Here is a 24,708-nt window from a genome sequence, read left to right as displayed (position 1 = left end):
CAGGACTAGGAGCTTATGAACCTGCATGCTGTTTCAGAAATCCCATACCGTACTCTTTGATCTGGACGGAACCATCGTTCGTTCGCGTGATGGCATTGTGGACTCCATTCACGCCCTGCTGCGTGACCTGGGGCATGAACCCGACATGTCGATCGACCTGACATGGGTGGTCGGCCCGCCGCTGGAAGAACTGATCGGCCATGTCCTGGCCCATTATGGCGATGACCGGGTGCAGGAAGCCATGGCGCTTTACCGCAAGCACTACGAATCGGAAGGGATGCATAAAACCCCGGTATTCGACCACATGCGCCATGTGATCGAGACCCTGTCCGCCGAAGGGGTGCGGCTGTTCGTGGCGACATCCAAGCCCCGGCACCTGGCGCGCAAGATCCTGCACCTGCGCGATCTGGTCCGGTTTTTCGATGGCCTGTCCGGCGCGCGCGCGGATGACAGCGGCGCGGAAAAGCCGGAACTGATCGCCGCCCTGCTGCGCGAACACAACATCCGGCGTGAAGATGCGCTCATGATCGGGGACCGCCGGCATGACATAAGCGGCGCCCATGCCAACCATGTCCGCGCCCTTGGCGTGCTGTGGGGCTATGGCTCGCGTGAGGAACTGATCGAGGCAGGCGCCGATGCGCTGGTCAGCCAGCCTGCCGAACTGCTTGAGGCCATCCGCCAGCAGTTTGCCGCGGCCGACGCCCACCCCCACCGCTGAGACGCTGTTTGAAGGGGCTGCCCGGGAATATCCTGCGAATTATTAAGGAAGCCATTCCCGGCGCCTATGCCGTAATCACGTCACGCATGCTGAGCGTCGTGCCACCGCCACGGACCAGACAGTCCTGCAACGCCAGCCCCAGCAGCCGGGCATGGGCGTGCAGCATGCGCAGGAAACGCAGGTCGCCCGCACTGCCCTGCGGCGGCGGCGGCCGCGCGCCCATGTCCCGCACGGCGATAAGGGAGACGGCATGCAGTTCCAGCGCGCGCGCCAGCACGGCGCGGCACATTTCCGCGGCCGGGCCGCTCAGGACCATCTCATCCGCCAGCATGTGACGCGCGGAATCAAGATAGAAGACCCGCACCCCGTCCCGGTCGGGACAGGGCGCTCCATCGCAGTGTTCCAGCAGCGCCGCCATATCCCCAAGGACCGCCTGCCCCCGTGGGTCGGCATGGCTCAGGCGCGCCGCCACGCGGGCGGGACAGGACAGGACCGCAGCCCCGCGCGGCCCCAGCCCGGCCGCCCGCAGGGCTTCGGGCGGGGCGTCAAGCACCGCTTCAAGCCCGCCGAAATGCGCCAGCAGCGCCTTGGCCTGCGGCTTGGTGTCCCGCCTTGGCACGGCGGCGAACAGCAGCACCTCCAGCAGTTCGTAATCGGCCAGTGACTGCGCGCCCGCCATGCGGATACGCCTGCGCATGCGCGCCCGGTGGCCCCCCGGCCCCGTCACCATCATGCCTTTCATGCCGCTTGCCCGTTGTTGCGCATATTTTTCCCGACCCCACCCGTCATGGCCATAAGTGATAGCATTGGTTCCCCCGCCGCGGGATTGGTATAGAAGGTAGCGTGATGGACAGCCTTATCCCCACCGGCCCGGAGCCGGATTATCTCAACCGCCTCAATCCCGAACAGCGGGACGCCATCGAGACCACGGATGGCCCGCTTCTGGTCCTTGCCGGCGCGGGCACGGGCAAGACGCGGGTGCTGACCACGCGGTTCGCGCATATCCTGCTATCGGGCCGCGCGCGCCCGAACCAGATACTCGCCGTGACCTTCACCAACAAGGCCGCGCGCGAAATGCGCGAACGTGTCGGCGCGCTGCTGGGTGAACCGGCGGAGGGGCTGTGGCTGGGCACGTTCCATGCTCTGTGCGCGCGCATGCTGCGCCGCCATGCGGAATATGTCGGCCTGACCAGCAGCTTCACCATCCTTGATACCGATGACCAGCTCCGCCTGCTCAAGCAGGTGCTCGAACCCTACCGCATCGACACCAAACGCTGGCCGCCACAGGCGATTCTGGGGGTGATCCAGCGGTGGAAGGACCGGGGGCTGGCCCCCGAATCCATCACGGCGGCGGAGGATACGGATTTCGCCAACGGGCGCTGCGCGGAAATCTATGCCGGCTACCAGTCCCGGCTGAAGCAGATCAACGCGTGCGATTTTGGCGATCTCATGCTGCACATGACGGAAATCATGCGCCGCCACCCCGATGTGCTGGCGCAGTATCACCGTTTCTTCCGCTATATCCTGGTGGATGAATATCAGGACACCAACACCATCCAGTACCTGTGGCTGCGGCTGCTGGCCCACCGGCAGGGACAGCCCGCCAACATCTGCTGCGTGGGCGATGATGACCAGTCGATCTATTCATGGCGCGGGGCGGAGGTGGAAAACATCCTGCGCTTCGAACGTGACTTTCCCGGCGCGCGGGTGGTGCGGCTGGAGCGCAATTACCGCTCCACACGGCAGATACTGGGCGCCGCCTCCGGCCTGATCGCCCATAACGAAGGGCGGCTGGGCAAGACGCTGCATCCGGGGCGCGAGGATGCCGAAGGCGAAAAGGTGCGCGTCATTTCCGTACAGGATTCGGATGACGAGGCCCGCATGGTCGGCAGCGAGATCGAACGCCTGCGCAGCGACGGCCATGCCATGGCCGGGATCGCCATACTGGTACGCGCCGGATTCCAGACCCGCGCGTTCGAGGAACGGCTGATCACCCTCGGCCTGCCCTACCGCGTGGTGGGCGGGCTGCGGTTTTACGAACGCGCCGAAATCCGCGACGCCATCGCCTATATGCGCGTGGTCAACCAGCCATCGGATGATCTGGCCTTTGAGCGGATCATCAACGTGCCGCGCCGGGGTGTCGGCACGGCGGGGTTGCAGAAGATGCACCTCCATGCCCGCGCGCGCGAACTCCCGCTGACCGCCGCCGTGCTGGACCTGCTGGCCATGGGCGAGATCAAGGGCCGGGCGAAGGAACAGTTGACCGCGCTCATGCACACGCTGGCCGCCACGCGCGCCATGCTGGAGCGTGAGGGGCATGTCGTCGCCATCGAGCACCTGCTCGAAGACTCCGGCTATGTAGGCATGTGGAAGGCCGATAAATCCCCCGATGCGCCGGGCAGGCTGGAAAACCTGAAGGAACTCGTCCGCTCGCTTGCGGATTATGAAAACCTCAGCGGATTTCTGGAGCATGTCGCCCTTGTCATGGATACGGAGGACAAGGCCGGTCAGGACAGCCTGAGCATCATGACCCTGCACGGCGCGAAAGGGCTGGAATTCGACACCGTGTTCCTGCCCGGATGGGAGGAAGGGGTCTTCCCCTCCCAGCGCACGCTTGATGAGGGCGGCCTGAAGGGGCTGGAGGAAGAACGCCGCCTTGCCTATGTCGGCATCACGCGCGCGCGCCGCAGGGCCATCATCAGCCATGCGGGCAACCGGCTGATCTATGGAAGCTGGCAGTCCGCCATTCCCAGCCGCTTTATCGAGGAACTTCCCGCCGAACATATCGAAACCATGGGCGACACATCCAACAGCCGGCGCAGTTTCCTCGGTCGCCCCGCCGTGTTTGGCGGCACGCCCTTCCCGCTGGTCGCCAGCCGCCGCGTGCATGATGTCACGCCACCGGCCGCCACCACGCCGGGCATGAAGGTGGGGGTGCGTGTATTCCACCAGAAATTCGGCTACGGCACCATTACCGCGGTCGAGGGCAACCGGCTGGAAATCGCGTTTGAAAAAGCAGGCCCCAAGCGGGTGATCGATACATTTGTTGAGCAGGTATAAATGAGCCTTTCCCCCCGGCGTCACGCCACAGAACTGGAAACCATATCGGTCACTGTCCCGCCTGATGCGGTCGAGCCTTATGAATCCGCCCTGTCCACCGTCTGCACCACCATCGGTATTTTCGAAGTGGATGACAGCCAGACACTGTGGCGCGTGGAGGGGGTCAAGGATACCGGCAGCGGCGAGGACGAACTGCGCGCGGCCCTGATCCTTGCGGCGCTGACCAGCGGCGTCGATGCGGAACTCGAACGCAGCCACACGGAGTCGGAAGGGTGGCTGGCCCGCACCTACGAATCCTTTCCCGAACAGCTCGCGGGCCGGCGCTTCGCCATCCGGGGCACGCATCTGGAACGCGCGGGCCGCCCGCAGCGCATCACCATCACGCTCGATGCGGGGGTGGCCTTCGGCTCGGGTGAGCACGGCTCCACGCGCGGCTGCCTGCGCGCGCTGGAAATGATCGCCTGCCGCAACCCCCGCCGCATCCTTGACCTGGGCTGTGGCTCGGGCATTCTGGCCATGGCCGCCGCCGCCCTGCTGCACCGGCCCGTGCTGGCGACCGACATCGACCCGTGGTCGGTGCGCGTGACCCGGCGCAATGCCGCCATGAACGGCCTGGCCACGCTGGTGGACTGTCACCTTGGCAATGGCTGGGCCACGCCCGCCATCCGCCGCCATGCGCCCTATGACCTGGTTTTCGCCAATATCCTTGCCCGCCCGCTATGCGCCATGGCGGTCGACCTTGCCCATAACCTGATGCCCGGCGGCACCGCCATCCTGGCGGGGCTGCTGAACACGCAGGTCCGCATGGTGCTGGCCGCCCACCGTCGCCATGGCCTTGTGCTTGAGCGCCACCTGCGCGAGGGAGACTGGGCGACGCTGATCCTGCGCAAGCCCCATGGCTGACCGCCCCGCGCTGCTGATCCGCGATGCGACGGATGCCGATATCCCGGCCATTGTCGAGATCGTCAATCACGCCATCCGCAACAGCACCTCCATGTGGGAAACGCACGAGACCACCGTGGCCGCCCGGCTGGAATGGCTCCATGACAGCCAGACCAGCGGCTACCCCGTCATGGTGGCGGAAATGCCCGATGGCAGCGTGGCGGGATACAGTAGCTGGAAAATGTTCCGCCCCTTTTCGGGCTACGTGCATACGGTCGAACACTCCGTCTATATCGCCCCGGCCTACAAGCGGCAGGGCATTGGCAGCGCGCTGCTTCAGGCGCTGTGCGACCGGGCGAAGGCGGAGCATGTGCACGTGATGGTGGCGGGCATCACGTCCACCAACGTCGCCTCCCGCCTGCTGCATGAACGCTTCGGTTTCCAGCATGGCGGGCTGATTCCCGAATGCGGCATCAAATTCGGCCGGTGGATGGACCTGCTGTTCCTGTACCGCATCATATCGCATTCCTGATCCATTACCGCCGCAAAGGAAGCTCCCATGTCCCAGGCTCCAAACCGTCTCGATGCGCTGCGCGCCGCCCTGAAGCAGATGGGGGTGGACGGCTTTGTCCTGCCGCGTGGGGATGAACATCTGGGCGAATACGTCGCCCCCTGCGCCGAGCGCCTGGCATGGCTGACCGGCTTTACCGGCAGCGCGGGGATGGCCGCCATCCTGCCCGATCGCGCCGCCGTCTTTTCCGACGGGCGCTACACCACCCAGATGGAACAGCAGGTGGACGCCGCGGCATGGGAACGCCGGCACCTGCGCGAAACCCCGCCCGCGACATGGCTGGCCACGCATGGGGCTGACCGGCGAATCGGCTATGACCCGCGCCTGATCAGCGAAAGCGCGCTGCGTCCCTTCATCGAGGCCGGGCTGGATCTGGTCTCACTTCCCGCCAACCCGGTGGACCGCATCTGGACCGACCGCCCCGCCCCGCCGTGCACGCCCTGCGTGCCGCAGCCGCTGCAATGGGCCGGGCAGGACAGCCACGCCAAGCGGGCGCGCATCGCCGGGGATCTGCGCAAGGCGGGCGAATCCGCCGTGGTGCTGAGCGATCCGGCCTCCATCGCATGGCTGCTGAACATACGCGGGCAGGATGTGCCCTATACGCCGCTCAGCCTGAGCTTCGCCATCGTGCATGACGATGCGCGCGTCACCCTGCTGATCGCACCGGACAAGGTGGCGGATGAAACCCGCGCGTGGCTGGGCACGGATATCACCATCCAGCCCCCGCACGCGCTTGAAGACGCGCTGCGCGCGCTGGCCCCCGCCCGCGTGCGCGTGGACCCGGCCAGCAACGCCCTGTGGTTCATCCAGGTACTGGAGGATGCGGGCGCCACCGTCATGCGCAAGGGCGATCCCTGCCTGCTGCCCAAGGCGATCAAGAACCCGACCGAGCAGGAGGGCAGCCGCCGCGCCCACCTGCTTGACGGGGTGGCCATATGCCGTTTCCTGCACTGGCTGGATGAAAACGCGACCCGCACGGCGGAGCTTGAGGCCGCCACCCGGCTCGACCACTTCCGCGCGGCCTGCGCGGACTACCGGGGGGAAAGTTTTCCCGCCATTTCGGGGGCGGGGCCGAACGGGGCCATCATCCACTACCGGGTCACCCCCGAAACCGACCGCGCGCTCCAGCCCAACGAGGTCTACCTGATCGATAGCGGCGGCCAGTACCCCTTTGGCACGACCGACATTACCCGCACCGTGTGGACCGGGCCGGACAGGCCCGATGAGGACGTGCGCAACGCCTTTACCCGCGTGCTGCGCGGGCATATCGCGCTGGCGCGCGCCCGCTTTCCCGATGGGGTGACCGGCCACGCGCTCGATGCCCTCGCCCGCCACGCGCTGTGGGAAGACGGGCTGGATTATGACCACGGCACCGGCCACGGCATTGGCAGCTACCTGTCCGTGCATGAAGGCCCGGCGACCATTTCCCCCGTTTTCCGTCCCGTGCCCCTCCAGCCCGGCATGATCCTGTCCAACGAGCCGGGCTATTACCGCCCCGGCGCGTTCGGCATCCGGCTGGAGAACCTCCATCTGGTCCAGCCCTCCCCCATCGGGGAGGCGGGGCGGCGGTTCCTGGAATTCGAGGTGCTGACCCTGGCCCCCTTTGACAGGCGGCTGATTGACGCCACCGTCCTGGAGGGCGGCGAAACCGCATGGCTGGACACTTACCATGCACGGGTTTTTGAACGGATTGCACCACATCTGGATACACCGGCGCGGATATGGCTCAAGGCCGCCTGCGCGCCATTGCACGCCGGATAATGTGACTGCAAAACCATGACCGCACCCCGGTGGCCCGATTGTCACATGTGCTTCCGGGGCCTAGGACTTTTAACCAGTTCCGACGGGGCACCCGGCAACGAACCGGGTAGGCCAAGCCGGTGGGCATGCTGAAACGCTTTTCAGTAGCAAGCACAAAGGGAGACGTTCGAGAATGTCTGCAGAAAAAACAATTCCCGCTACCCTGATTCCCGGTGATGGAATCGGGCCTGAAATTGTCCAGTCCGTTGTTGAAGTCCTGGATACGGTCGGTGCTCCCTTCAAATGGGAAAAGGCACTTGGTGGTGTCTCGGCACTTGATGCCACGGGTAGCCCGCTGCCCAAGGAAACGATCGACAGCATCCGCCGCACCGGCCTTGCGCTGAAGGGCCCGCTGACCACGCCCGTCGGCGGTGGCTTCAAGTCCATCAACGTCACACTGCGCCAGGAGTTCGGCCTGTTCGCGAATGTGCGCCCCACCAAGACGATCGTGCCCGGTGGCCGTTTCGAGAACATCGACCTCGTCATCTTCCGCGAAAACCTTGAAGGGTATTACGCGGCGATGGAAAACTACATCGCCGTGGGTGACGACCCCAAGGGCATCGCCATGGGCGCGGGCTACACCTCCCGCGCGGAATGCAACCGCATCGTGCGCTATGCCTTTGAATACGCGGTCAAGAACAACCGCAAGCGCGTGACGCTGGTGCACAAGGCCAACATCCTGAAGCTGCTGACCGGCCTGTTCCTGGAAGAAGGCCGCAAGGTCGCCAAGGAATATGAAGGTCGCGTGGAAGTGAACGAGCGCATTGTCGATGCCTGCGCCATGCAGCTCGTGACCGATCCGTGGCAGTTCGACTGCATCGTCACCACCAACCTGTTCGGTGACATCCTGTCCGACCTCACGGCCGGTCTGGTTGGCGGGCTTGGCCTGGCGCCGGGTGCGAACATTGGTGAAAAGGCCGCCGTGTTCGAAGCCGTGCACGGTTCGGCCCCCGACATCGCGGGCCAGAACAAGGCCAACCCGACTTCGCTGCTGCTGGCGGCGAACATGATGCTGAAGCATGTGGGCCGGCAGGATCTGGCCACCCGCATCGACAAGGCCATCGAGAAGGTCATCACCTCCGGCGCCGTGCGCACGGGTGACCTTGGCGGCAAGGCCAGCACGACGGACCTGACGGCGGCCCTCAAGCAGGCGCTGGTCTGATCCGGCTTTCCCCCGCTGGCGGCCAGCCCGCCGCGGGGGATACGGGAAGCTGCCTGATTACAGCATGTTCCCTGGGCGGGCTTTTCAGCCAGCCTTAAAAAAAGGGCCGTGGCGTCACCCGCCACGGCCCTTTTTTGCATTCCGGAAAGAAACCCCGTCAGCTCCCGCGATAGGTCGAGAACCCGTAGGGCGAGACCAGCAGCGGCACATGGTAATGCCCCCCTTTCCCGTCCGGCGCGGGCCGCGCCACGCCAAAGGCGATCGGCACGACATCAAGGAACGGCGGATCGGACAGGGCGACATCGCGCGCCCGGAAATAATCCGCCACCGCGAAATCCAACCGGTAGGCGCCTGCCTGCATCTCACCCATATGCTGGCTGAGTTCAGGGCAGCGACCATCGGCATTGGTCACACCGCGAAACAGGCAGTCCTGCCCCTGCCACAGGCTGATGGCCATGCCCGCCGCGGGCCTGCCGGATACGAGATCAAGCACATGGGTGGAAAGCGTACTCATGGTTCCTGCTCCATGCGTTCCAGCACATCCGCCAGGCGGAGCGCCGCGATCTTGTTGATTTCAGCCAGGGCGGCCTGCTGCTCGGCCTCCGGCGTGTTTTCCAGCCGGGTCTGCATCCCGTTCAGGATCCCCTCCTTGTCCGACCGCCGCACGCAGATGATGAACGGAATCCCGAATTTGGCGGCATAGGCCTCATTCAGGGCGCGGAAGCGGGTGAACTCCTCCGGTGTGAGTCGGTCCAGCCCGGCCGATGCCTGTTCGGCGGCGGAAGCCGAGGTCAGCGTCGGGTCAACCCCCATGCGCTGCGCAAGCTCCGGATGGGCACGGATCAGCACCAGCTTTTCCGTGTCATGCGCCTGGTCCAGTTCATGCCGCATGGCCGCGAGCATGGCCTGCGCATCGGTAAAGGGGCCATGGGCGTGCGCGCGGTGCGCCACCCACGGGGAATGTTCATACAGCGCCCCGAACAGCTCGACAAACCGCACGGGGGAAAGCGTATTGACCCGCCCGATCACGTCGCTCATGCCGGATGCACCTTCTGCCAGTGCCGCGCGATATCCAGCCGCGTCGCGACCCAGACCTTTTCCCGTTCGGCAATATAGTCCAGAAAGCGCGCCACGGCCCGCGCGCGGCCCGGACGGCCCGCCACGCGGCAGTGCAGGCCAACCGACATCATGCGCGGCCTGTCGGCCCCTTCCTCATACAGCATCTCGAAGGTATCGCGCAGGTAGTTGAAGAACTGCTCGCCTTCCGTAAAGCCGTTCAGGGCGACAAAGCGCATGTCGTTCACATCCAGCGTGTACGGCACGATCAGTTGCGCACGGCCATTGCTGCGGTCGTAATAGGGCAGGTCATCGGCGTAAGAGTCGGCGTCATAGACAAAGCCGCCTTCCTCCGCGATCAGGCGGGCGGTGTTGGGGCTGGTGCGGCCCTGGTACCAGCCGAGCGGGCGCGACCCGGTCAGTTCCGTATGCAGCGCGATGCATTCGTGAATATGGGCGCGCTCCACCGCTTCGGGAATGTGCTGGTAATCAATCCAGCGCAGCCCGTGGGAGGCGATTTCCCACCCCGCATCCTTCATCGCCGCGACGGCGGCAGGATTGCGCGCCATGGCGGCGGCCACCCCGAAAACCGTAAGCGGCCGCGAACGCTGGGTAAAGATGCGGTGCAGGCGCCAGAACCCGGCACGCGCACCATATTCATACAGGCTTTCCATCGCGATCGCGCGCGCGCCGGGAATGGACTGCGCCCCCACCATTTCCGACAGGAAGGCTTCCGACCCGCGATCCCCATGCAGGACCGAATTCTCGGCCCCCTCCTCATAATTGATGACGAACTGCACGGCGATCCGGGCCCCGCCGGGCCATTGCGCATCCGGCGGGTTGCCCGCATAGCCCACAAGGTCACGCGGATAGGCACCTGCGACAGACATGATGGCTGATCTCCCGTTCTTATGCGTTATAGGCGGCAAGGGCGGCGTCCACGCCGCTACCGGCGGCAAAGCCGTGGCCTTCGTGCCGCAGCACCGTTTCCAGCGCCCCCAGCGTGAGCAGCACCTTGTGCTTCTCGGCATTGTATCCCATCGCGCCGATGCGCCAGATCCGGCCCTGCAACGGGCCAAAGGCGCTGCCGATCTCGATTTCAAAATCCTCACGCATCCGCTGGCGCACGCGTTCGCCATCGACGCCGTCGGGAATGTACACGCCGGTCACGTTGGTCATGCGGTATTTATCGCTGCCAAACAGTTCCAGCCCCATGGCGCGCAGCCCCGCGCACATGGCGCGGGACGCGCTGGCATGCCGGGCGAAGCGGGCTTCCAGCCCTTCTTCCACCATCACGCGCGCGGCCTCACGCGCGGCGTACAGCATGCTGGTGGCCTCGGTATGGTGGTTCAGGCGCTTTTCGGACCAGTAATCCATGATCATGGCCAGATCGAAATAGTTCGACGGGATGCGTGCCCGCACGCCATCGGTCGTATCGCTGCCACGAATACCGGCTTCCACATGGCGGCGCGCCATGATGTGTTCCGCCGCGCGGTCGGAAATGGTGATGGGCGCGGAACCCGGCGGGCCGCCCATGCACTTCTGCAGGCCACCGCTGACCACGTCCACGCCCCAGCGGTCGGTCGCCACCGCCATGCCGCCCAGCGTGGCCGTCGCATCGACATAGGACAGCACATCGTATTTGCGGCACAGCGCGCCCACGCCATCAAGCGGCTGCGCCATGGTGGTGGAGGTATCGCCATGGATGCAGGCCAGCACACGGGGGCGATGGGTCACGATCGCCTCCTCGATCTGCTCCAGTGTCGCGACCTCACCCCACGGAATATCCACGGTCACGATTTCCGCGCCGATCCGTGCCGCGATTTCGGACAGCAGCAGCCCGAAGCGACCCGCGCGCACGATCAGCAGCTTCATCCCCGGCTCGACCAGCGAGACAAGAGCCGCCTCGATCCCGGCGCGCGCCGTGCCGTCCACCAGGAAGGTCCAGCGGTTATCGGTCATGAAGACCTGGCGGTAGAGATCCATCGTCTGGTTCATGTACCCGGTCATTTCCGGGTCGAACTGGCCCAGCATGTCGGCCGCCATGGCCCGCAGCACGCGCGGGTGCGCGTTGACCGGTCCCGGCCCCATCAGCAGCCGGGCAGGAGGGTTGATCTGGCCAAAAAATGTCTGGGTCATCCGAAACGTCTCTCAAAAAGTCCGATAAAGGTCGTCATGGCGCGCAGGGCCTGGTCCGTATCCGCATCCGTCACGGATTCGGCGGGGTTATGGCTGATCCCCCCCGCGCAGCGGATGAACAGCATGGAAACCGGGGCCAGATGCGCCATGATCATCGCGTCATGCCCCGCACCGCTGACCAGCAGGCGCGCGGGCGCGCCGGTCACGTCATCCACCGCCTGTTCCATAAGCCCGGTCAGCACCGGGTCGCAGGGTGTGGCGTCAAGATCCTGCTGGAGCACCATGTCCAGCTCCATGTCGCGCTGCCGGGCCACCTGCCCGATGACCGCAAGGATATCCTGCGCCGCCCGGTCGCGCACCGCGTTGGTTCCGGCGCGGACATCAAGGGTGAACACCACCTCGCCCGGCACCACGTTCGCGGCGCCGGGCGTGACGTGCAGCGAGCCTACCGTCGCCACCAGCCCGTCGGTGCCCGCGCGGGCTATGCGCTCGGCCGCCAGGATCACCTCCGCCGCCGCCGCCAGCGCGTCACGACGCAGCGGCATGGCCACCGTGCCCGCATGCCCCGCCATGCCGCGCAGGGTCACGCGGTAGCGGTGCTGCGCGGCTATGGCGCTGACCACGCCAAGCGCGCGGCCTTCCGCCTCCAGCACCGGGCCCTGTTCTATATGCGCCTCGACATAGGCGAGGATCCGCTCGCCCCGGCGCGATGCGTGGTGCATGCCCCCGACATCCAGCCCGAATTCCTGCAAGGCGGTGGCAAGTGTCGCCGTGCCCGCCCAGTCGCTCATGGCCGGGTCCGGGGTTTCCAGCACACCGGCCACGGCGTGCGAGGTCAGCATGCCGGAGGGAAAACGTGATCCCTCCTCATCCCCGAAGCCGATGACTTCCAGCGCGAAGGGAAAGCGCTTTCCCGCCCGCGCGAAATGGGCCACCGCCTCGATCCCGAGGATGACGCCAAGCATGCCATCAAAAAAACCGCCATCGCGCACGCTGTCGATATGCGAGCCGATCAGCAGGACCGGGGCATCGGGGGTCGTCCCCTCGTAACGGCCGATCAGGTTGCCCGCCGCGTCCATGCGCGTGGTCATGCCCGCTTCCGCCATCCACGCGGCCAGCCGGTCGCATGTCGCGCGGTAGGACGGGCCGAGATAGGGGCGGAACAGGCCGCCTTCCATCTCGGAATACGGCGCTTTTCCCAGCAGGGCGCAGCGCGCCACCGCCCGGTGGCCCGATGGGCGGTCCATGCTGTCCGTCTCCCCTACCATGCGGCCACGCATCCATCGCTGCGCGGGTCGCTCGCCCCTTCCAGCAGGCCGGAGCCGTGGCGGACCAATGCCCCCGCATGCCCCATCTTGGAGGAAAATGGTTCCACACGTTCCATCTGGTGCCCCGCCGCGCGCATGCGCTCTATCACCGCCGGGTCGAAGCGGTCTTCATATTTCAGGCTCACGCTCGTCTCGCCCCATGTACGGCCCAGCAACCAGCGGGGTGCCGTGACCGCCTGCTGCAACGGCACGCCATAGCGGGCATAGCGGCTGAAGATGGCGGCCTGCGTCTGCGGCTGGCCCTCGCCGCCCATGGTGCCGTAAACCATGGTCCGCCCATCATGGAAGCGGGCCCCGGCGGGGTTGAGCGTATGGAACGGCTTGCGGCCGGGACGCAGCCCGTTCCAGCCCTGCGGGTCGAGGCCGAAGCTGGTGCCCCGGTTCTGCCACACGACGCCGGTGCGCGGCCCGACGATGCCGGACCCATATTCGAAATACAGGCTCTGGATCATGCTGACGGCCAGCCCGTCGGAATCGATCACGCCAAGCCAGACCGTATCGCCCGCCTGCGATGGCCATGGCCATGGCGCGGCCTTTCGGGGGTCGATGGCGCTGGCCATGCGGTCGAGCGCCCTGCCATCATCCAGAATATCCTGCGCCTGCACCGTCATGTAGGCAGGATCGCCCACATGGGTGTCACGATAGCGGAACGCCTGCTTGGTCGCCTCGACCAGACCGTGCAGGTAATCGAAATCATCCGCATGGTCGGCCTTCAGCCGGTCGAACAGCGCCAGGATCAGCAGCGACGCCACACCCTGCGTGGGCGGGGCCATGTTGTACAGGTCGGCCCCGCGAACCCGGGCATGCAGCGCGGGCTGGTGGCTGGCCTTGTGGGCCTGAAGGTCCGCCAGCGTAAGCGGGCTGCCAAGGTCGTGCAGGTCGGCGGCCAGTTCGCGCGCGACCGCGCCATGATAGAAGCTGGACAACCCTTCATCCGCCAGTCGCCGCAGCGTGGTGGCCAGACGGGGGTTATGCAGGATGTCGCCCACGCGCGGCAGGCGGCCGCCGGGCATGAACAGATCCCTGAATCCCGGCACATCGCTGAGCTCATCCGCCTTTTCGCGGGTGATTTCAGCCGCGCTGGCGGTTACGGGCACACCCTGTTCGGCATAGTACAGCGCATCGCGCAGCACGCGGCCCAGCGGCAGGCCGGGGGCCAGCGCATGGCTCCATGACAGCGCCATGTCCCAGCCCGAGACGGTGCCCGCCACCGTATTGGCCGCCAGCGGTCCGCGCCACGGAATCGCGTCCAGCCCGGCAGCGCGATAAAACGCGGCATCGGCCTTGCGGGCCGCGGCCCCGCAGGCATCTATGGTCTCGACGCGCCCGTCGGGCCACATGGTCAGCCAGAACGCATCCCCCCCGATCCCCGTCATGTGGGGGTAGACCACCGCCAGCGCCGCCGCCGTGGCGACGGCGGCTTCCAGCGCGGTCCCCCCTGCCTTGAGCACATCCAGCCCGGCCTGACTGGCCAGATGGTGGGGGGATGTGACCATCCCCCGGCATGAGCGCGGCGTGTTCAGCATGGGCTGTCCTTCGCGGCGTATCCCGCCGCCAGCGGGGTGCAGCGCGCCAGTCCGGCGCGCTGGAGTTCACGCGCCACCGCGAAAAGCTTGGCTTCGCCCCCTGGCGCGCCGATAAGCTGGATGCCCAGCGGCAGGCCGTCCCCCGCCAGCGGCGCGGCCAGCACCGGCAGGCCCGTCAGGCTGATCGGCTGGGTGAAAATGCCCAGATTGGCCCGGGCCGACACGGTCTTGCCATCCACGATGATGGACGGCTGGTCAATACGTGGCGCCACACCCACCGTGGTGGGGGCGATCAGCACATCCGCCTGCGCCAGTGCCGCGTGCACATGGTCACGGAACCAGCGACGGAACCTGTGCGCCTGCACGAAGGTGGCGGCGGGCAGCATGGCCCCCGCCATGAGACGGCCCCGTGTCGCGGGATCATACTGCATGGCGCGCCGCCGCAGGCGCGGCAGGTGCAGGTTGCCCCCTTCCGCCGCACTGATCAGGAAGGCCGCGGCCCGCGCGCGGGCCACCTCGGGCAGTTCGATCGTCTGGCCGTGGCCCAGATGGGCCATGACCGCATCAAGGCCGCTGGCCAGTTCCGCGGAGATGTTGCTGGCGAACCACCCGCCAAGACGGGCCACGCGCACATCACCCACCGCGGGCGGCGCAGGCAGCGGCGCACCCGCCATGATGGTGTAAACCGCCTCCAGATCCTCGACGGTGCTGGCCATGGGACCGACCACGTCAAGGCTCGCCACGAACGGATAGACCCCCTGCAATGGCATCTGCCCATAGGTTGGCTTCAGCCCCCACACCCCGCAGAGCGAGGACGGCACGCGGATGGAGCCATTGGTGTCCGACCCCAGCGTGAAGGGCAGCATCCCCGCCGCGACGGAAGCCGCCGATCCGCCCGATGACCCGCCCGCCAGCCGGGCGGGATCGTGCGGGTTGCGGGTCGTGCCATTATGCGTGTTCTCGGTGGAGAAACCGTAAGCGAATTCATCCATGTTCAGTGTCGCGAGCGGCACCGCGCCCGCCGCGCGCAGGCGGCCGACGACCGTGGCGTCCCGTGTCGCGGCCGGGTTGTCGCGCAGCACGATGGAGCCCGCGGTGGTGACCTCGCCCCGCACGTCAAACAGGTCCTTCACCCCGAAGGGCACGCCCGCCAGCGGGCCGGGATCCCGGCCCGCCGCGATGGCCCGGTCCACTTCCTCGGCCTGGGCCACGGCGGCGGCGCCCAGGATGCGGGTCACACTGTTAAAGCGCGTATCGCGGACTTCGATATCCGCGATCGCGCCCGTCACGACCGATACGGCGCTGCGACGGCGCGCGCGGATATCGGCCGCGAGCGCCAGCGCGCCCGCCATGGGGGTTACGGGCGCGTTCATGGCTGGTACTCGTAGGCTGGTTCACAGTCATCGGGCAGCGCAAACCCGGCCAGCAGGTCGGCATAACCGTGCAGTAGCGCCGTATTCGCCACGACATCGGGCATGCAGGCCTCCGGAATGGACAGACCGATAATCCGCGCCATGTCGGCTACTGGGGGAACCTTGCGGTCCTCACTCCCCCCCGCGCCGGTAACGCCCGGCGCGGGAGGTGAAACGCGTTCTGCGCTGCTCATCTGTTCATTTCCTCCCGAATGGATAAATCTACCCGGGACGTATCATGCAACAGGCGGGTCGAGACTGACCAGTTCCGGCACGTCATAGGCCAGCAGACTTTCCAGGTGCTGCTTGCCATCGGCCACGTACAGGTCACGCCCGATCCCGCGCACCAGACGCTCCACGCCAAAGCGCATGCCGCTGATGGACGCGCCGGACAGCCCCATGCTCGGCGTGGCCGAGAACGTGAAGTTGTGGATGTTGGCCAGCATCGGCGCCAGCGGATCCTCCGCATGGCGCGGCTGGAACTGGTAAGCATCCCCCAGGTAGGGATAGGTTTTCAGCACGGCGCTTTCACAATCCACCGGCGCCGTATAACGCTCACCCCACAGGGCGACGGACGGGGCGAAGGACGCCGTTTCCGGACGCAGCGACAGGTCCGTCGCGAAGCCCGTGCCGATGATCACGAAATCGAACCGCATCTCGCCATCGGGCGAATCGACCACGATCTCGTCGCCTTCCATCCGTACGCCCGTCCATGGGCAGCCGGTGCGGAAGGAGAAGGTCTCATGCCGGCGGCAACGCCAGAACGTATCCTGCGGCGGCGGCTGGTTCAGTTCAAAAATCCGGCGCATGAAGCCCCAGCGCAGGTCATCCGACAGCGCGGGGTAGTAGGCGAGGAACCCGGTATTTTCCATCCAGCGATACGGGTTGATGGACGGGATTTCCTTGCGGCGCAGGCACAGCGTCACGCTGCCCGCACCGGCTTCCAGCGCCGTCGCCGCGTTGTCGAATGCCGACGCACCGGCCCCCAGCACACCGATCCGCTTGCCCTTCAGCGCCGCGAAATCAATGTTTTCCGAAGTATGGGCGTAACGTGCGCGGGGCAGGTTGTCGCGAATGAATTCGGGCACGTACCATGTGCCGCAGCCTTCGATGCCGGTGGCCAGCACCAGCTTGCGGGCATAATGCACATGGGTCGAGCCGTCCGGGCGGCGGAAGCTCAGGCGCAGCAGGCCGTCTTCCCATGTAACACCCGTGAAATCGTGGTCGTTGGCGACGGGCAGGTCGAGGATGTCGCGGTACCAGTCAAGGTAGTCCTGCCATTCCTCACGCGGGATTTTGTCCAGCTTTTCCCACGCTTCGGCGCCGTAACGGGCTTCGTACCACGAACGCGGCGTAAGCGAGGGCACACCCAGGTCCGGGCCGGTCACGTATTTGGGCGTGCGCAGCGTGATCATGCGTGAGAAGGTGATCCACGGCCCCTCACCCCCCTTGGCGGCGCGATCGAAGATCCGGACATTGGTCACGTTGGTACGCTTGAGCGCGAACGCGGTGGCGAGCCCACCCTGCCCCGCGCCGATAATGGCCACGTCCAGCACGCGCTGGCCGTTGCGCTCCATGTGCGGCGTCCATTCCTTGCGGGGATACCGGATAATGTCCAGATCCCGGCGCACTGCCGCATCCAGTGCTGCAAGCCCACCGGCTGTCGCCTGCGTAATGGTGTCCATATACGGATCCCCGTCTTTAATGTTCATGTTGTTGATGCAGTCCCGCACGACGTCCCCCGACGCCCCGCGGATTTTCCCCCAACCGCACCGTGATGTACAAATCTAATCAGGCGGGGGGGTGTTTCGTCTAGTATAATGATTTGACCGTTCCGTTGCCCAAAACGCAACGCGGATCAGACAACCCGCTCGTCACTCACACCCTGCACGCGGCGCAGTTCAAGGCGCAGTTCCTCGATCACGGTTTCCAGCAGGGGCGGCAGCCAGCGCGATTCACGCACGTAAGCCCCCAGATCCGTCACCGCGCGGGTATCACGCAGCGGCACATGGCGCAGTCCGTCCTGACCGGGCTGCACGTCTATCGCCAGCGGGGACTGGAACGCCAGCCCCACCCCGGCCTGCACCATGCGGTTGGTCAGTTCGATGGAGCCGGTATGCAGCACCACATTAAGCTGGTCCTGCCACGGGCGCAGCATGGGTTCCATCACCCGGTACAGCGACAGGGTGCGCGTGGGCAGGATCAGCCGGTAGGCGATGCATTCCTCAATGGTGACGGTACGCAGATGCGCCAGCGGGTGATCGGCGCGCACAACGGCCCCCACGGGAAAATGCGCCACCGCGACCCGCCGCAGTTCGGGATAGAGCGCCAGCGAAAACGCGATACCCAGATCGACCCGCCCGTCCTGAAGGGCCGAGACGATGGTCTTGGGCGATCCCACCTCGACATGCAGTTCGACGGAGGGAAAGGCCGCGATGATCCGCCCCAGCAGGGCGGGCAGGAGCTGGCCCGCGATTCCCTCCACCGCCATGATGCGCAGCCGCCCGTCATGCCGGCCGGAAAGCGCGTTGATCTGCTCCTCCGTCCGCGCGGCGTCCTGCATCACGGTCACGATATGGCGGGCCATGATGGTGCCCACCTCCGTCAGGACCATGCCATCGGGCAGGCGATCGAACAGGGGTGCGCCGATTTCGGCTTCCATCTGCGCGAGCTGGCGCGTCAGGGCGGATGGCGTGACATTGAGCCGTCGCGCCGCCTCGCGGATGGAGCGGCATTCCCGCACGGCATTGAAATAGGAAATACCACGCGCGTGCAGGCGCATCATGCGCGGCGTACGGGCCAGCGGATCACTCATCAGGTCCTGTCATCCCCCTCTACATCACCATCCGCCTGCCCCCGGTGCAGGAAATGCGTGACAATTTCCGCCGCCACCAGCGCCGCGATCACGGCGGGACGCTTGTCGCGCACTCCCCTGTCCCCTATCGGGCAGATCATGGTAGCGATACGCTCTTCCGGCAGGCCGATCTGGCGGAAGCCCGCTTCGAACCGGCGGCGCTTGGTCCGTGAGCCGATCAGCCCGACATAACCAAAATCACCCCGTTCGAGGATGGACGCAACAATCAGGCTGTCAAGTGCGTGGCTCTGGGTCAGGACCAGCGCGCCCGATCCTGCCGGGGCGCTGGCCACCAGCCCTTCCCAGTTCCCATCATCATGCACCGTGACGCCGGGGGGAATGACGCGACCGAATTCATCCGCCCGCGAATCGCACCACGCCAGCCGCAGCGGCAGGGGGGCGAGCACATGCGCCAGCGCACGGCCCACATGCCCCGCGCCGAACAGCAGCAGCAGCGGCTCCGCCAGCCGCTGGCGTTTCAGCCCGGCCATGATCCGGTCCAGTTCCGCCGCGTCGGGCAGGTCCAGCGTAAGTACGATCTCACCACCGCAGCACTGCCCGGAATCACCACCCAGACTGATGCGCAGATCAACCGGCCCGCCGCCGCCGGCAAGCAGTTCACGGGCGCGGTGAATGCCGTTCCATTCCAGTTCCCCCCCACCGATCGTGCCGGACAGGCCAGTGGGCGTAACCAGCATGAACGTGCCCGCCTCACGCGGGGTGGAGCCGCGCGCGGCGGATACGGCGATCCGGGCGATGGGCTGGCCTTCGTGCCGCCATCGCGCCAGATCCGCGCGCAATGTCATGCTCATGGCCTCAGGTGGAAGACGGCGCGTTGCCGTGGCGCATGCGCTCCACCGTGCGCAGGATCATCTCCGGCGTGGCGGGCGCATCGAGCCGGGGGCAGGTGCGGTAGTCATCAAGACTGGCCAGCGCATCCGATATGGCCATGAAGACCGAGACCCCATGCACGAAAGGCGGTTCCCCCACGGCCTTGGAGCGGAAGATGGTCTGTTCACGGTTGGGCGCGTTTTCCAGCAGGTTCACGTTGAAGATGCGCGGCCGGTCCGAACAGGCGGGGATTTTATAGGTGCTGGGCGCGTGCGTGCGCAGGCGGCCCGCCTTGTCCCACACCAGTTCCTCGCATGTCAGCCATCCCGCGCCCTGCACGAAGCCCCCTTCGACCTGGCCGATATCCAGCGCGGGGTTAAGGGATTCACCCGCATCGTGCAGGATGTCGACACGGTCGATCTTCGTCTCGCCCGTCAGCAGATCGATCACCACCTCCGAACACGCGGCGCCATAGGCGAAGTAGTAAAAAGGCCGGCCCTGCCCCGTCTCCCCGTTCCATGAGATTTTCGGGGTCTTGTAAAACCCGTTGGCCGACATGGACACACGCGCGAAATAGGCCTGCCGCGTCAGGTGCGAAAAGGGGATGACCTTCTCCCCCAGATGCACCCCATCGGGCAGGAAGCGCACCGCGTCTTCCCCCACGTTCCAGTGCGCGGCGGCGAAGGCGACCAGCCTGCGCTTGATACGGCGCACCGCATCCAGCACCGCCATGCCATTCAGATCCGCCCCGGAGGAGGCGGCGGTGGCCGATGTATTGGGCACCTTGCCGGTCGTGGTGGCGGTAATGCGCACCTGATCGGTGCCCAGCCCGAATTCGCGCATGGCCACCTGCACCATCTTGGTATGCAGCCCCTGCCCCATTTCGGTGCCGCCATGGTTCACCTGCACCGAGCCATCGGTATAGACATGAACCAGCGCACCGGCCTGATTGTAATGGGTGGCGGTAAACGAGATGCCGAATTTGACCGGGGTCAGCGCAATGCCCCGGCGCAGGTACGGGCTGGTAGCGTTGAACGCGCGGGCCGCGTCGCGCCGCCGGGCGTAATCGCAACGCCGGGCCAACTGGGGCACCAGTTCGGCGCTGATCGAGTCCTCGACCACCATGTTGTAGGGCGTGACGTTGCGGTCATGCGTGCCGTACACGTTGCGCAGGCGCACCTCCAGCGGGTCGAGGCCGGTGGCGAAGGCGATTTCCTCGATCACGCGCTCGGCCGCGACAACCCCCTGCGGCCCGCCAAAACCGCGATAGGCGGTATTGGACTGCGTATTGGTGCGCAGCGGTTCGGAGCGCAGACGCACATCGGGGTAGAAATAGGCGTTGTCGGCATGGAACAGCGCCCGGTCGATAACCGGGCCGGACAGATCGGCCGACCAGCCGCAGCGCGCGGCCAGCACCATGTCCACCGCCACGATCCGGCCTTCATCGGTAAAGCCGACATCGTAATCGATCACGAAATCATGCCGCTTGCCGGTCATGGTCATGTCGTCGTCACGGTCAAGGCGCATCTTGGCGGGCCGTCCGGTCAGGTCGGCCACCAGCGCCGCAAGGCAGGCGCAGGTATTGGCCTGCGTTTCCTTGCCGCCAAAGCCGCCGCCCATGCGCCGGATCTCGGTGGTGACGAGGTTGGCCGGGCGGTCCAGCACATGCGCGATCATGTGCTGGGTCTCGGTCGGGTGCTGGGTGGAGGAAATGACATGCACCTCCCCCTCCTCACCCGGTCGGGCGAAGGCGACCTGCCCCTCAAGGTAGAAATGCTCCTGCCCACCAACCGTAATCCGGCCCGAAAGCCTGCGCGGGGCGTGTTCCAGGCCGCCCACCGCATCGCCGCGCTTCATTTCCATCGGGCGCCACACCATGGGGCTGCCCGCCGCGCGCGCCTGCGCCACGTCCAGTATGGCGGGCCGGTCCTCGTACTCTACCCGGGCCAGGCGCGCGGCCCGGCGCGCCGCGCCCCGCGTGGTGGCGGCGACGACAAACAGCGGCTGGCCGTAAAATGAGACCAGATCGGACGCCAGCAGCGGCTCATCGCCCTTGCCCACCGGGCTGATCTGGTTCTCACCGGGAATATCGGCGGCCGTATAGACGCCGACCACGCCCTCGGCCCGCCTGACCGCCTCCAGATCCATGGACAGGACGCGGGCATGGGCACGCGCACTCAGCCCCGGCACCAGATGCAGCGTGCCGCGCGGCTCGGGCAGGTCATCAATATAGCTGGCGCTGCCCTGCACGTGCATGGCGGCACTTTCATGGCGCAGGCTGCGTGAGGCCCCGCCCGCGACGATCCCGTTCCCCGCCGTGGCGGTGGCGGACGCGAAACTGTTTCCATCAGCCATGGGCGTGTTCTCCGGCGGCGGTGCAGGCGGCATGCACGCTGATCGGCGCGCGCGCGCCCTCCGGCCCGCAATCGGCATAAAGCCGGGTCAGCAGATTGGCGGCGATGGTACGGCGGTACCAGTCACTTGCCCGCATGTCGGTAATGGGGGCGAAATCCTCCATTATCGCCTGCCGGGCGGCTTCCAGCGTGGCCGCGTTCCATTCATGGCCTTCCAGCGCGGCTTCGGTGCGCGGCGCGCGGCGCGGCGTCGCCGCCATGCCGCCAAAGGCCACCCGCGCGCGGGTAATGGTGCCATCGGGCGTGAGGGTGAGCGAGAACGCCCCCAGGACGGCGGAAATATCCTGGTCGAACCGCTTGGAGATTTTCCACGCACGGATAACGGTCGCGGGCCCGGGCAGCGGAATGCTGATACCTTCCACGAACTCACCGGGCGCACGGTCCTGCCTGCCATAATCGACAAAGAAATCTTCCAGCGCGATGGTGCGCCGCACGTCGCCACGGCGCAGGTGCAGCCGCGCATCCGCCGCGATCAGCAGCGGTGGCCCATCGCCAATGGGGGATCCGTTGGCGATATTGCCACACACGGTTCCGGCGTTGCGCACCTGCACCGAGCCGATGCGGCGGATCACTTCCTCATCGGGCTGGGGCAGGATGTCGCGCAATGCGGCCCGGGCTTCCTGCCATGTCACGGCCGCGCCGATATACAGTGCGTCCGCGCCCCGCGTGATGCGGCGCAGATCCGCGATCTGGCCGATCGGGACGAGATGCGGCAGGTCGCGCAATCCCTTGGTCACCCACAGCCCGACATCCGTGGCCCCCGCCACGATGCGGGCATCGGGATGCGTCATGAGGGTGCTGGCCAGCGCATCCGACGTGGCCGGGATTGTCAGGCGGCCCGCGGGCCCGCTGATCTCCACGCTGGCCCCGTCACGCAACTGGCGCAGGCGTTCGGCCATGTCGTGCGCCATGGCGTCGAAATGGTCGGGGCCGGCCTGCATGGCCTGCCGCATGGCGCGCACGATCGGCGCGTACCCCGTGCAGCGGCACAGGTTGCCCGCCAGCATGTCGTCAATATGGCGTTCGTCCTGCGCCAGCCCATCCGCCTTGCGGCCCGCGACCATGGACATGACAAAGCCCGGCGTGCAGAAGCCGCATTGCGAACCATGCTGGTCAACCATGGCCTGCTGCACCGGGTGCAGCGTGCCATCGGGGGCGCGCATGTCCTCGATCGTCAGGACCTGCGCGCCATCGAGCATGGAAACGAACTGGATGCAGGCGTTGACCGCGCGCCAGACCAGCCGCTCACCCTCCAGCCGGACCACCAGCACCGTGCAGGCGCCGCAATCACCTTCGTTACAGCCTTCCTTGGTGCCGGTCAGGCCGCGTTCCTCACGCAGCCAGTCCAGCAGCGTGCGTGTTGGCGCGATATGCGCCAGCGTATGGCATTCGTTTCCGACATAGAAACGGATGTCGTTTCTGATCCCCGTCAAATCTGTTCCCTCTATCGTGGCTACGGACTGCCTCACCCCCCTCAAGGCAGACAGCCGGAACAGCCATTCCATCGTGTTGTCCCTGTATATGGGACGCAATCCTACATTGTCACCTTGGATGAACGGAAGTCAAAATCAGAACCGGAATGGTACGTTATTAACGCCCCACACGTTCCGAAAGCCGCGCCGCGTGCCGCATGCGCGCCGACAGCGCAGGGCGGAAAGCCGGGCGCGGCACATAGGCCCCATGCCCCCCCGCCGCGCACAGCGCACCGTCTTTCCACACCGTTACGCCGCCGCGCAGGACCTGCACGGCCCGCCCCCCCAGCGTAACGCCCGCGTACAGGCCGCCCGCATCCGCCGGGCTGGTTTCCACCGCATCGGGATCCCACAGGACGAGATCCGCATCCGCGCCGGGCATGATCGCCCCCTTGCGCGGGTAGATGTTGAAGGCCCGGGCCGCGGCCTCCGCCGTGACATAAACGAATTCCTCCGCCGTCAGCAGTCCCGACTGCACGCCGTGCCGCCAGACCACGCGCATGCGTTGCGCAAGCCCGTCCGCCAGTCCCGCCCCCTGTCCGGTGGGGGAAAAACCGCTGGCGACCATGCCCAGATTACCCGAAACCAGCGCCCCCCACAGCGCATGGCGGTGGCTGCCGTCACGAAATGGCGGCACGGTGATGTAGGGGTCATGGGCGTCGCCATCGGGGTCGTACACGGCTTCATCCAGCACCAGATGCGCGGCGAGCACATGCCCGTCCACACGCTGGCCGCGCAGGCGGGCGGCGGCAAGGGCGGCCACCGCGCCGCTGGTGGAAACCGGGCCGACCTGCACCGGCGCGCCGCGCAATCCCGCCAGCATGATGGCGCGGTTCGTCGCTTCGGCCTCCACGGGTGGGGGGGCGGCGAACAGGCAGGCTTCCCCCCCTGTAATTCCGGCCTGCTCCAGTTCCGCGCGCAGGCACGCCATGGCCTGCGCGTTCTGGGCCTCGATCACGCACAGGGCGCCCAGTTCGGCGGCGTGGCCGACAATCCGCAGGATCGCGCCATCCTCCAGTCCCGCCGCCATGGACAGGCGAAAGGAATTGACACCATGCCGCGCCACCAGCCCCCCCATGGCGTGAAGGACGGGCGCCGAGGCATCGGGCAGCAGCATGTGCAGCCCCACATCCGTATGGGCCTGCCGGGCCGCGTGCCACCAGTCGCGCCACGCCGTGGCCAGGTCGCCCCCGGGCCGCATGACATCGAGAAGGGTGGTCGTGCCGCCCGCCAGCGCCTCGGCGCTGCGGGTGAAGCCTGCCGCATCCGCCCCGATACCGGTCAGCGGGTCCACGCCGCCGGGCATGACCAGCAGGCCGCCAGCATCGATGACCGTGCAGCCCACGGGCGTTTCAAGATCCGGTCCGACCGCCAGAATCTCTCCCACCCCGCCACACAGTACATCCACGCACAGGCTGGCCTGCCCCGTGACGACCGTGCCGCCACGGATCAGGAGCAGATCACGCATATGTCCATGCCGTAT

At 66.6% G+C, this 24,708-nt stretch carries 21 protein-coding genes; 6 read left to right on the top strand and 15 right to left on the bottom strand.

The window, feature by feature from the left end; all coding sequences use genetic code 11:
* Positions 1 to 25 precede the first annotated feature (25 nt).
* Complete coding sequence (locus LDL28_RS13365) at positions 26 to 718, top strand: HAD hydrolase-like protein (protein ID WP_233059005.1); 693 nt, start codon at positions 26 to 28, stop codon at positions 716 to 718.
* A gap of 64 nt (positions 719 to 782) precedes the next feature.
* Here the strand turns inward: LDL28_RS13365 and LDL28_RS13360 are convergent, their stop codons facing one another.
* Entirely contained in the window at positions 783 to 1,460 is a 678-nt protein-coding gene (locus LDL28_RS13360; protein WP_233059004.1) for a JAB domain-containing protein, read from the bottom strand.
* Positions 1,461 to 1,564: 104 nt separating this feature from the next.
* Here LDL28_RS13360 and LDL28_RS13355 point away from each other — a divergent pair, with 104 nt between their 5' ends.
* The 5 genes from LDL28_RS13355 (at position 1,565) to LDL28_RS13335 (ending at position 8,193) form a co-directional block, all read left to right on the top strand.
* Entirely contained in the window at positions 1,565 to 3,778 is a 2,214-nt protein-coding gene (locus LDL28_RS13355) for an ATP-dependent helicase (RefSeq protein WP_233059003.1), read from the top strand.
* A complete protein-coding gene (locus LDL28_RS13350; protein ID WP_233059002.1) occupies positions 3,779 to 4,681 on the top strand; it encodes a 50S ribosomal protein L11 methyltransferase in 903 nt (300 codons plus the stop codon).
* Positions 4,674 to 5,192, top strand: coding sequence for a GNAT family N-acetyltransferase (locus LDL28_RS13345; RefSeq protein WP_233059001.1), 519 nt, complete (start codon positions 4,674 to 4,676; stop codon positions 5,190 to 5,192). Before LDL28_RS13350 ends, LDL28_RS13345 begins: the two co-directional genes overlap by 8 nt.
* A 27-nt stretch (positions 5,193 to 5,219) precedes the next feature.
* On the top strand, positions 5,220 to 6,992 hold the full coding sequence (locus LDL28_RS13340) for an aminopeptidase P family protein (RefSeq protein WP_233059000.1): 1,773 nt from the start codon (positions 5,220 to 5,222) through the stop codon (positions 6,990 to 6,992).
* Between the two features lie 172 nt (positions 6,993 to 7,164).
* Positions 7,165 to 8,193: an isocitrate/isopropylmalate dehydrogenase family protein gene (locus LDL28_RS13335; RefSeq protein ID WP_233058999.1), complete on the top strand. Its 1,029-nt coding sequence runs from the start codon at positions 7,165 to 7,167 to the stop codon at positions 8,191 to 8,193.
* A 157-nt stretch (positions 8,194 to 8,350) separates the two neighbouring features.
* Here LDL28_RS13335 and uraH read toward each other — a convergent pair whose 3' ends face one another.
* From uraH to LDL28_RS13265, 14 genes are all read right to left on the bottom strand, one after another.
* A complete protein-coding gene (uraH, locus tag LDL28_RS13330) occupies positions 8,351 to 8,707 on the bottom strand; it encodes a hydroxyisourate hydrolase (protein ID WP_233058998.1) in 357 nt (118 codons plus the stop codon).
* On the bottom strand, positions 8,704 to 9,231 hold the full coding sequence (gene uraD, locus LDL28_RS13325; RefSeq protein WP_233058997.1) for a 2-oxo-4-hydroxy-4-carboxy-5-ureidoimidazoline decarboxylase: 528 nt from the start codon (positions 9,229 to 9,231) through the stop codon (positions 8,704 to 8,706). Before uraD ends, uraH begins: the two co-directional genes overlap by 4 nt.
* Positions 9,228 to 10,139 (bottom strand): allantoinase PuuE, encoded by a 912-nt coding sequence (gene puuE / locus LDL28_RS13320; protein ID WP_233058996.1) that lies wholly within the window; start codon positions 10,137 to 10,139, stop codon positions 9,228 to 9,230. The genes uraD and puuE overlap by 4 nt, the downstream gene beginning before the upstream one ends.
* A 19-nt stretch (positions 10,140 to 10,158) precedes the next feature.
* Entirely contained in the window at positions 10,159 to 11,388 is a 1,230-nt protein-coding gene (locus tag LDL28_RS13315) for an alanine--glyoxylate aminotransferase family protein (RefSeq protein ID WP_233058995.1), read from the bottom strand.
* Positions 11,385 to 12,656: an allantoate amidohydrolase gene (locus tag LDL28_RS13310; protein ID WP_233058994.1), complete on the bottom strand. Its 1,272-nt coding sequence runs from the start codon at positions 12,654 to 12,656 to the stop codon at positions 11,385 to 11,387. Before LDL28_RS13310 ends, LDL28_RS13315 begins: the two co-directional genes overlap by 4 nt.
* Positions 12,650 to 14,242: a gamma-glutamyltransferase family protein gene (locus LDL28_RS13305; RefSeq protein WP_233058993.1), complete on the bottom strand. Its 1,593-nt coding sequence runs from the start codon at positions 14,240 to 14,242 to the stop codon at positions 12,650 to 12,652. Before LDL28_RS13305 ends, LDL28_RS13310 begins: the two co-directional genes overlap by 7 nt.
* The gene (locus LDL28_RS13300) at positions 14,236 to 15,615 is read right to left on the bottom strand and encodes an AtzE family amidohydrolase (protein WP_233058992.1); all 1,380 of its coding nucleotides are present in this window, start codon (positions 15,613 to 15,615) and stop codon (positions 14,236 to 14,238) included. The genes LDL28_RS13305 and LDL28_RS13300 overlap by 7 nt, the downstream gene beginning before the upstream one ends.
* Positions 15,612 to 15,848 (bottom strand): DUF4089 domain-containing protein, encoded by a 237-nt coding sequence (locus LDL28_RS13295; protein ID WP_233058991.1) that lies wholly within the window; start codon positions 15,846 to 15,848, stop codon positions 15,612 to 15,614. The genes LDL28_RS13300 and LDL28_RS13295 overlap by 4 nt, the downstream gene beginning before the upstream one ends.
* A 42-nt stretch (positions 15,849 to 15,890) precedes the next feature.
* Complete coding sequence (locus tag LDL28_RS13290; RefSeq protein WP_233058990.1) at positions 15,891 to 17,366, bottom strand: SidA/IucD/PvdA family monooxygenase; 1,476 nt, start codon at positions 17,364 to 17,366, stop codon at positions 15,891 to 15,893.
* Between the two features lie 146 nt (positions 17,367 to 17,512).
* The gene (locus tag LDL28_RS13285; RefSeq protein ID WP_233058989.1) at positions 17,513 to 18,469 is read right to left on the bottom strand and encodes a LysR family transcriptional regulator; all 957 of its coding nucleotides are present in this window, start codon (positions 18,467 to 18,469) and stop codon (positions 17,513 to 17,515) included.
* On the bottom strand, positions 18,469 to 19,320 hold the full coding sequence (gene xdhC / locus LDL28_RS13280) for a xanthine dehydrogenase accessory protein XdhC (protein ID WP_233058988.1): 852 nt from the start codon (positions 19,318 to 19,320) through the stop codon (positions 18,469 to 18,471). The genes LDL28_RS13285 and xdhC overlap by 1 nt, the downstream gene beginning before the upstream one ends.
* Positions 19,321 to 19,324: 4 nt before the next feature.
* Complete coding sequence (gene xdhB / locus LDL28_RS13275) at positions 19,325 to 21,694, bottom strand: xanthine dehydrogenase molybdopterin binding subunit (RefSeq protein ID WP_233058987.1); 2,370 nt, start codon at positions 21,692 to 21,694, stop codon at positions 19,325 to 19,327.
* The gene (gene xdhA, locus LDL28_RS13270; protein ID WP_255663153.1) at positions 21,687 to 23,186 is read right to left on the bottom strand and encodes a xanthine dehydrogenase small subunit; all 1,500 of its coding nucleotides are present in this window, start codon (positions 23,184 to 23,186) and stop codon (positions 21,687 to 21,689) included. Before xdhA ends, xdhB begins: the two co-directional genes overlap by 8 nt.
* 157 nt (positions 23,187 to 23,343) lie before the next feature.
* Complete coding sequence (locus tag LDL28_RS13265; protein WP_233058986.1) at positions 23,344 to 24,693, bottom strand: amidohydrolase family protein; 1,350 nt, start codon at positions 24,691 to 24,693, stop codon at positions 23,344 to 23,346.
* Between the last annotated feature and the right edge of the window lie 15 nt (positions 24,694 to 24,708).

This window comes from Komagataeibacter sp. FNDCR2 (assembly GCF_021295395.1).
GTDB lineage: Bacteria > Pseudomonadota > Alphaproteobacteria > Acetobacterales > Acetobacteraceae > Komagataeibacter.
Note: the sequence above shows the minus strand (reverse complement) of the source record. Positions and strands in the feature narration are given on the sequence as shown.